A 7,655-nucleotide genomic window follows, 5' to 3' on the forward strand; every position below is an offset into this window, starting at 1 on the left:
GGGGAAACGTTTCTGCGCGGCGGGGGCCGCCTCAGCGGGCGGCGGCCACGGCCAGCTCGTCCAGCGTGGCGGCGACGGCGGGCACCCTGGCCAGGTCCGGCAGGGTGAGCGCGACGACCTCACGGAGCACCGCCGGCTCGACCGCGAGCGTACGGACCCCTTCGGTACGCACCGAGGCCAGCGCCAGCTCGGGCAGTACGGCGACCCCGAGCCCGGCGGCGACCAGGCCGACCACGGCCGGGTAGTCGTCCGTGGCGAAGTCGATCCGCGGGGCGAACCCCGACTCCTCGCAGGCGGCGACGAGTTGGGTACGGCAGCGCGGACAGCCCGCGATCCACGGCTCGCCCGCCAAGTCCCCCATGGCGACCGCTTCGGCGCCGGCGCGCGCCAGCCGGTGCCCTTCGGGTACGAGTCCGACGAGCCGGTCCACCAGCAGCGGCCGTACGACCAGGTCGTCCCACTCGGCGTCGGCGTCGGCGCCGTCCCCGTACCGGAACGCCAGCGCCACGTCGCAGTCGCCGTCCCGCAGCATCCCGGCCGAGCTGGGCGGTTCGGCCTCGACGAGTGAGACCCGGGTGCCGGGGTGGGCGGCGCGCAGCGCGGCGAGCGCGGCGGGGACGAGCGTCGAGCTGCCGCTGGGGAAGGAGACGAGCCTGACCCGGCCCGCTCGCAGCCCCACCAGGGCGGCGATCTCCTCCTCCGCGGCCGTGAGCCCGCCGAGGATCCCCGTCGCGTGCCGGACCAGCACCTCACCGGCCTGGGTGAGCCGCGTCTCGCGCCCGGTGCGGACGAGCAGGGTGGTGCCCGCCGACGCTTCGAGGGCCTTCATCTGCTGGCTGACGGCGGGCTGGGTGCAGCCCAGCTCACGCGCGGCGGCCGAGAAGGAACCGGTGGCGGCGACGGCGCGCAGGACGCGGAGATGGCGGGCCTCGATCATCTCTCAACTATAAGCAACGCTTGGGCACGGCGGAAAATAATCGGTGGATGCTTTGAGGCGGCTGCCGATACCGTGCTGCCATGAAAGTTCTGACCGTGAATGTGGGGCGGCCCGAAGTCGTCCCGTACACCGACACGCCGGGCAAGGTCACGGGCATCGGCAAGCAGCCGGCCGCGGGTCCCGTGCGGGTGCGGGACCCCGGCGCCAAGGGCGAGGGCGGCAGCGGTCTCGTCGGGGACGCGGTGTGCGACCTGCGCCATCACGGCGGCAGCGACCAGGCGGTGTACGCGTTCGCGCGGGAGGATCTGGACCACTGGGAGCGGGAGCTGGGCCGCCCCCTGGCCAACGGCGCGTTCGGCGAGAATCTCACCACGTCGGGGCTCGACATGGCGGCGGCGAAGGTCGGTGAGCGCTGGCGGATCGGGGACGAGCTGGTGCTGGAGGCGACGAGCGGCCGCATCCCGTGCCGTACGTTCCAGGCGACGCTCGGCGAGAAGGGCTGGATGAAGCGCTTCACCCGCCATGCGGTGACGGGCGCGTATCTGCGGGTCATCACACCCGGCGAGATCCGCTCGGGCGACCCGATCGAGATCGTGCACCGCCCGGACCATGACGTCACGGTGGCGCTGGCCTTCCGCGCCGTCACCCTGGAGCGCGAGCTGCTGCCGCGGATCCTGGCCGCCGCGGACGCCCTGCACACCGAGGAGTTGAAGGCCGCCAGGGAGTACGTCGCCAAGTACGGCAGCTGAGCGGCGGCCTGGTACGGCAGGTGAGCGGCGCCCCTGCCGGATCGGCGGGCCGCCGTGGGGCGCTAACGTGCCGTCGCATGACGACTGCTCTCATCACCGGCGCGACGGCGGGTATCGGCGCCGCCTTCGCGCGGCGGCTGGCCACGGACGGACACAATCTCGTCCTGGTGGCCCGCGACACCGAGCGCTTGCGCACGCACGCCACGGAACTGCACGACCGCCACGGCATCGAGGCCGAGGTGCTGACCGCCGATCTGGCCACCGACGCGGGGATCGAAGCGGTCGAGAAGCGGCTCTCCGACCGGAGGCATCCGGTCGATCTGCTGGTCAACAACGCGGGGTTCGGCAGCAAGGGCGCGTTCCTCGAAGTCTCCCTCGCCGACGAGCTGACCATGCTGAAGGTGCACTGCGAGGCGGTGCTGCGGCTGACCTCGGCCGCCGTCGCCGGGATGCGGGCGCGCGAGCGGGGCGGAGTCGTCAACGTGGCCTCGGTGGCCGCCTTCCTGCCGCGCGGTACGTACGGCGCCTCCAAGGCGTGGGTCGTGCAGTTCACCCAGGGTGTCGCCAAGGACGTGGCGGGCTCGGGCGTACGGCTGATGGCGCTGTGCCCGGGGTTCGTACGGACCGAGTTCCATGAGCGGGCCGGGCTCGGCACGGAGAAGATCCCCGACTGGATGTGGCTGGACGCGGACAAGCTGGTGACGGCGGCGCTGGCCGACCTGGCGCGCGGCAGGACGGTGTCGGTGCCGGATCCGCGCTACAAGGCGCTGATGGGCGCGGTGAAGATCGCGCCGCGCGGGCTGCTCGGCGGGATCACGTCGAAGGCGCGGAGCAAGTACGGCCCGCAGTGACCGTCCGCCTCGCCGCCGATCGGTCGCGATGAGCGCCGGGTGTCGCTGGCTGTCATCGCCCGCTGTCAGCGCCAGCTGTGGTCGACAGCCGTGATCGAATGATCGGATGCCCGCCTTTCGATCGTACGCATTAGGCTCGTCGCGTCCGGGCCATGCCGTGGCGCGTGACATCACATTGCGAAGGGTCTGCCACCGTGCGCGAAGGTGCCGCTGAACGTCATGACCGCCTGCTGAACCTGGTACGCGAACGGGGCACCGTCCGGGTCGCCGACCTCGCCGTCGAGCTGCGGGTGTCCCCCGTCACCGCCCGCCGTGACGTGGAGACGCTGGCAGGCCGCGGGCTGCTCGACCGGGCGCACGGCTCGGTGTCCTGGCCCGAGCGGCGGGGTCCGGCCGGTACGGCGCCGGGCGGCGGCGGCCCGGTCATCGGGATGCTGGCGCCTGCGGCCGCCTACTACTTCGCCGAGGTGATCAGGGGCGCCCACGAAGCGGCGGCCAGGCTCGGCGCCCGGCTGATCCTGCGGGTCTCCGACTACCGCCCCGACGACGACGCCTCGCACGCGGCGGGGCTGCTCGCCGCCGGCGCCGAGGGCCTGCTGGTCGCTCCCAGTTGGACGGCCCCCGACCACCCGGCCCTGCACAGCGACTGGATCGCCCGGCTGCCGGTGGCCACGGTGCTGGTGGAGCGGGCCGGGGTGCCCGGCGGCCCGCTGGACGACATGGACCAGGTCAGGTCCGACCACGCGCACGGCGTGCTGATCGCCGTCCGGCACCTGGTCCGGCTCGGCCACGGGGCGCCGCTGCTGGTGGCGCGCTGGGACAGCCCGACCGCCATGGCCGTACGGGCCGGGTACGGGCGGGCGCTGGACGCGCTGGGGCTCACGGCGCCAGGGCCGATGATCGACTCGAACTCGCCCGAGCGTGACCCGGAGCTCTTCGAGCGCGCGGCGCTCGCGCTGCGCGACGCGGTGACGTCCGGTGAGGCGACGGCCGCGCTGATGCACAACGACGAGGACGCCACCTGGATCGTCCGGCGCCTGGCCGAGCTGGGCGTACGGGTGCCGGGCGACCTCGCGCTGATCACGTACGACGACGAGGTGGCGGCCCTCGCCGACACCCCGCTGACCGCCGTGGCGCCGCCCAAGCGCGAGGTGGGCGCAGCGGCGGCCGAACTGCTGATCGAGCGGCTCACCGGCAGGTCCGGCGGCGGCGCGGGGCCGGGCGCCGAGGTGACCCGCCGCCATCTGGAGCTGCTGCCGCGGCTGCGGGTGCGAGAATCCTGCGGCGCCCCGGCAAGATCGAAACAGCGCTAGACCCAGCCGTTTCGCTCATTTTTCGATCATTCAATCTTTCGCTCTTGACTTCGCTCACGGCTCCTCGAAGTATCACGGCACGCCTGTCCCCGCACGCATCAGGAGCCGCGCCGTGAGTCGCAGTTGGTCCCGTCCCATCCATGCCCTGGCCGGCGCCGCCACCGCGCTGGCCGCACTCGTGGCGCTCACGGCGTGCGGTGGCGGCGCCGAATCCCCGGCCCAGGGCACCGCCGAGCACCCGGTCACCGTCACGTTCTGGGCCTGGACCAAGGGATCCCAGGAGGTCGTGGACGCGTTCAACGCCTCCCACGACACGATCAAGGTGAAGTTCGAGGAGATCCCGTCGGGCGGTCTCGGCGGCTATCCCAAGATCGCCAATGCGGTGAAGGCGGGCATCGCGCCCGATCTGCTCTCCATCGAGTATCCGCAGCTCGGACAGTTCGTCAGCCAGGGCTCGCTGCAGGACCTCAGCGGCTATCTCACCCCGGCCGAGAAGCGGAAGTTCCTGCCGCAGACCATCGAGCTGACCACCCTGGGCGGCAAGAACTGGGCGATCCCGTCCGACGCCTCGCCGCAGATCTTCTACTACCGCAAGGACTTCTTCCAGCAGCACCACATCGCACTGCCGCGCACCTGGGCCGAGTTCCGCACGGCGGCGCAGCAGGTCAAGAAGATCGCGCCGGACACCAGGATCGCCACGTTCTTCCCCGACGATCCGACCTTCTTCCAGTCGATGGCCTGGCAGGCCGGCGCCGAGTGGTTCAAGACCGACCACGACGCCTGGCAGATCAACACGACGGACCCGGCGACGCTCAAGACCGCGAAGTACTGGCAGGGCATGATCGACGACAAGCTGATCAGCACCGCCTCGTCGTACAGCCCCGAGTGGACCAGCTCGCTCAAGGCGGGCACCACGCTCGGCTATCTCGGCGCCTCCTGGAGCGCGGGCACCCTCGCCGGGATCGTGCCGGAGGAGAAGGGCAAGTGGGCGGCCGTACAGATGCCGAGCTGGGACGCGGCCAAGCCGTCCAGCGGCATGATCCAGGGCTCGTCCTTCGCGGTCAGCAAGAACAGCAAGAAGACGGCCGCCGCCGTCCAGTTCGCCCTGTGGATGACCACGTCGAAGGAAGCCGTCCAGGCCAGGATCGGCGCGAGCACGTCGAGCGCCCTGCCCGCGGCCCCGGCCATGGTGCCGGTCGCGCAGAAGGCCTTCGACACCAGCTTCTACGGCGGCCAGGACCTCTACGCCCTGTACGAGAAGGCCGGCGCGACGATCAACCCGGACTGGATCTGGGGCCCGAGCACGGGCGCGACCAACGACGCGCTCGGTGACGCGCTGACCAAGGTCGTCGGCGGTACGTCCACCCTGCCCGAGGCGGTCAGGACGGCTCAGAAAGCCACTGTCGCCGATCTGAAGAAGCGCGGCCTGAAGGTCGAGGACCCCTCATGAGCACCGACGCAAGCACCAGTACCCGCACGAGCACCGATGTGAGCACCACGGCGAGCACCAGCGGAAGCACGAAGCGGCTGAAGACCAACAGGGCCCGCACCGGCCTCGCCGCCGGTGTGCTGCTCACTCCCTTCTTCGTCCTGTTCACCGTCGCGATGGTCGTCCCCATCGGCTACGCGCTCTGGCTCAGCCTGTTCACCGAGAAGTCGACCGGGCTCGGCTTCGACGGCCCCACGACCGTCTTCCACGGCCTCGGCAACTACGCGGCCGCACTCGGCGACTCCGCGTTCCGCGACGGGTTCTGGGTGCTGGCCAAGTACTGCGTGTTCTACATCCCGCTGATGGTCGGCGGCGCGCTCGTCCTGTCGCTGCTGCTGGACACCGCCCTGGCCAGGGCCCGCCGCTTCTTCCAGCTGGCGCTGTTCCTGCCGCACGCCATCCCCGGCCTGATCGCGGCGCTGATCTGGATCTACCTCTACACACCGGGGCTCAGCCCCGTCGTCAACGCCATGCACTCCGGCGGTATCGGCTTCGACTTCTTCTCGTCGGACGGCGCTTTGCCGTCCATCGTCAACATCGCCCTGTGGGAATGGCTCGGCTACAACGTCGTGATCTTCTACGCCTCGCTCCAGGCCGTCGACCGCTCCCTGCTGGAAGCGGCGACCGTGGACGGCGCTGGTCAGTGGCGGCTCGCCTTCAGCATCAAGATCCCGCTGATCCGCTCCTCCCTGATGCTCGTGCTGCTCTTCACGATCATCGGCTCGATGCAGCTGTTCACCGAACCGCTGATCCTCAGCGGCTCGGGCGCGGCCGTCACCAGCGCCTGGACGCCCAACATGTACGCCTACAGCGCGGCCTTCCAGCGCAACGACTACGGCCTCGCCGCCGCCGCTTCCGTCTTCATCGCCCTCGTCGCGGCCGTGCTGTCCTTCGTCGTCACCCGACTCTCCAACCGGAAGGAGGCGTCGGCGTCATGACGACTCCTCTCGTGGTCGACCCGGCCACCCAGCTCAGCTCGCAGCGTGGCCGCGACACCGGCCGCCGCTCCCCCGTCGGGGCCGCCCGCCGCCCCGGCACCAGCCGCTGGCTGTCCAAGTCCGCGGTCAACGGCGTCCTCGTACTGGCCGCCGCGTACACGCTCTTCCCGCTCGTCTGGCTGATCACGGCCTCGACCAAGGACGCCGGGAATCTGCTGGGCGGTGACGTCTTCTCGTTCGAGGGCTTCAACCTCGGCAACAACCTCTCCGAGCTGTCGTCCTACCAGGACGGCATCTACTTCCGCTGGTACGGCAACTCGCTGCTCTACGCCGGCATCGGCGCCCTCGGCTGCTCGCTGGTGAGCATCGCCGCCGGGTACGCCTTCGACAAGTACCGCTTCCGGGGCAAGGAGAAGCTGTTCGCCGTCGTCCTGCTGGGGGTGCTGCTGCCGTCGACCGCGCTGTCGCTCCCGCTGTACCTGCTCGCCGTGAAGACGCACACCATCAACACCTACTGGTCCGTGCTGATACCCGTGCTCGTCAATCCGTTCGGCGTGTACCTGTCCCGGATCTTCAGCGCCGGCTATATCCCGAACGAGTCCCTGGAGGCGGCCAGGATCGACGGCGCCGGCGAATTCCGCACCTTCTGGTCGATCGGGCTGCGCATGGTGATGCCGGGGTTCGTGACCGTCTTCCTCTTCCAGTTCACCGCGATCTGGAACAACTTCTTCCTCCCCCTGGTGATGCTCTCCGACAAGAACCTGTATCCACTGAGCCTCGGGCTCTACAACTGGCACAGCAACGCCAACGCCACCCCGGACTTCTATCCGATGGTGGTCACCGGGTCCCTCCTCGCCGTCGTCCCGCTGATCGTCGCGTTCATCGCGCTGCAACGGCACTGGAAGGCCGGCCTCACCGCAGGCAGCGTCAAATGACCGTCGCCCCCCAGTGACCAGCCCCACGTGATCCCGAGGAGCACACGTCCCACCATGCACCACACCACTGACAACCGGCCGTCCGCGCTGCTCGCCATGAGTCCGGGCATCGCGGACCGGCTGCTGACCGCCGCCCACCGCACCCGGCTCACCGGTCTCGTCCGCACCGATCCGGCCCTGACGGCCCATCAGCTCACCGACCCGACCCCGGCGGTCGCCGCCGCGCTCGCCGACGCCGAACTGCTGCTCACCAGCTGGGGCGCGCCGCCCCTCACCGCCGAGGTGCTGGCGGCGGCGCCCCGGCTGCGCGCCGTCGTGCACGCGGCGGGCACCGTCAAGCACCACATCACCGAGGCGTGCTGGGAGCGCGGCATCACGGTCACCTCCGCCGCCGCGGCCAACGCCGTGCCGGTCGCCGAGTACACGCTGGCCGCGATCCTCTT

Annotated in this window: 7 protein-coding genes and 1 pseudogene; 7 read left to right on the forward strand and 1 reads right to left on the reverse strand. The window is 70.8% G+C overall.

Features of this window, described 5'->3' with window-relative positions; translation table 11 throughout:
* Nucleotides 1-31: 31 nt before the first annotated feature.
* Entirely contained in the window at nt 32-937 is a 906-nt protein-coding gene (locus HY68_RS06615) for a LysR family transcriptional regulator (protein WP_041985536.1), read from the reverse strand.
* An 80-nt stretch (nt 938-1,017) separates the two neighbouring features.
* Between HY68_RS06615 and HY68_RS06620 the strand changes: the two genes are divergently transcribed.
* The 7 genes and pseudogenes from HY68_RS06620 to HY68_RS06650 form a co-directional block, all read left to right on the forward strand.
* The gene (locus HY68_RS06620; RefSeq protein WP_041985539.1) at nt 1,018-1,686 is read left to right on the forward strand and encodes an MOSC domain-containing protein; all 669 of its coding nucleotides are present in this window, start codon (nt 1,018-1,020) and stop codon (nt 1,684-1,686) included.
* Between the two features lie 77 nt (nt 1,687-1,763).
* The gene (locus HY68_RS06625; RefSeq protein WP_041985540.1) at nt 1,764-2,537 is read left to right on the forward strand and encodes an SDR family oxidoreductase; all 774 of its coding nucleotides are present in this window, start codon (nt 1,764-1,766) and stop codon (nt 2,535-2,537) included.
* Nucleotides 2,538-2,731: 194 nt separating this feature from the next.
* A complete protein-coding gene (locus HY68_RS06630) occupies nt 2,732-3,850 on the forward strand; it encodes a substrate-binding domain-containing protein (RefSeq protein WP_041985542.1) in 1,119 nt (372 codons plus the stop codon).
* A gap of 112 nt (nt 3,851-3,962) precedes the next feature.
* The gene (locus tag HY68_RS06635) at nt 3,963-5,300 is read left to right on the forward strand and encodes a sugar ABC transporter substrate-binding protein (protein ID WP_041985544.1); all 1,338 of its coding nucleotides are present in this window, start codon (nt 3,963-3,965) and stop codon (nt 5,298-5,300) included.
* Nucleotides 5,297-6,277: a sugar ABC transporter permease gene (locus HY68_RS06640; RefSeq protein WP_041985547.1), complete on the forward strand. Its 981-nt coding sequence runs from the start codon at nt 5,297-5,299 to the stop codon at nt 6,275-6,277. The genes HY68_RS06635 and HY68_RS06640 overlap by 4 nt, the downstream gene beginning before the upstream one ends.
* The gene (locus HY68_RS06645; protein ID WP_078863462.1) at nt 6,274-7,212 is read left to right on the forward strand and encodes a carbohydrate ABC transporter permease; all 939 of its coding nucleotides are present in this window, start codon (nt 6,274-6,276) and stop codon (nt 7,210-7,212) included. The genes HY68_RS06640 and HY68_RS06645 overlap by 4 nt, the downstream gene beginning before the upstream one ends.
* A 54-nt stretch (nt 7,213-7,266) precedes the next feature.
* Nucleotides 7,267-7,655, forward strand: a pseudogene (locus HY68_RS06650) (hydroxyacid dehydrogenase); the annotation flags it as partial.

Origin of the sequence: Streptomyces sp. AcH 505 (genome assembly GCF_000818175.1) — a bacterium.
Classification (GTDB): Bacteria; Actinomycetota; Actinomycetes; order Streptomycetales; family Streptomycetaceae; genus Streptomyces.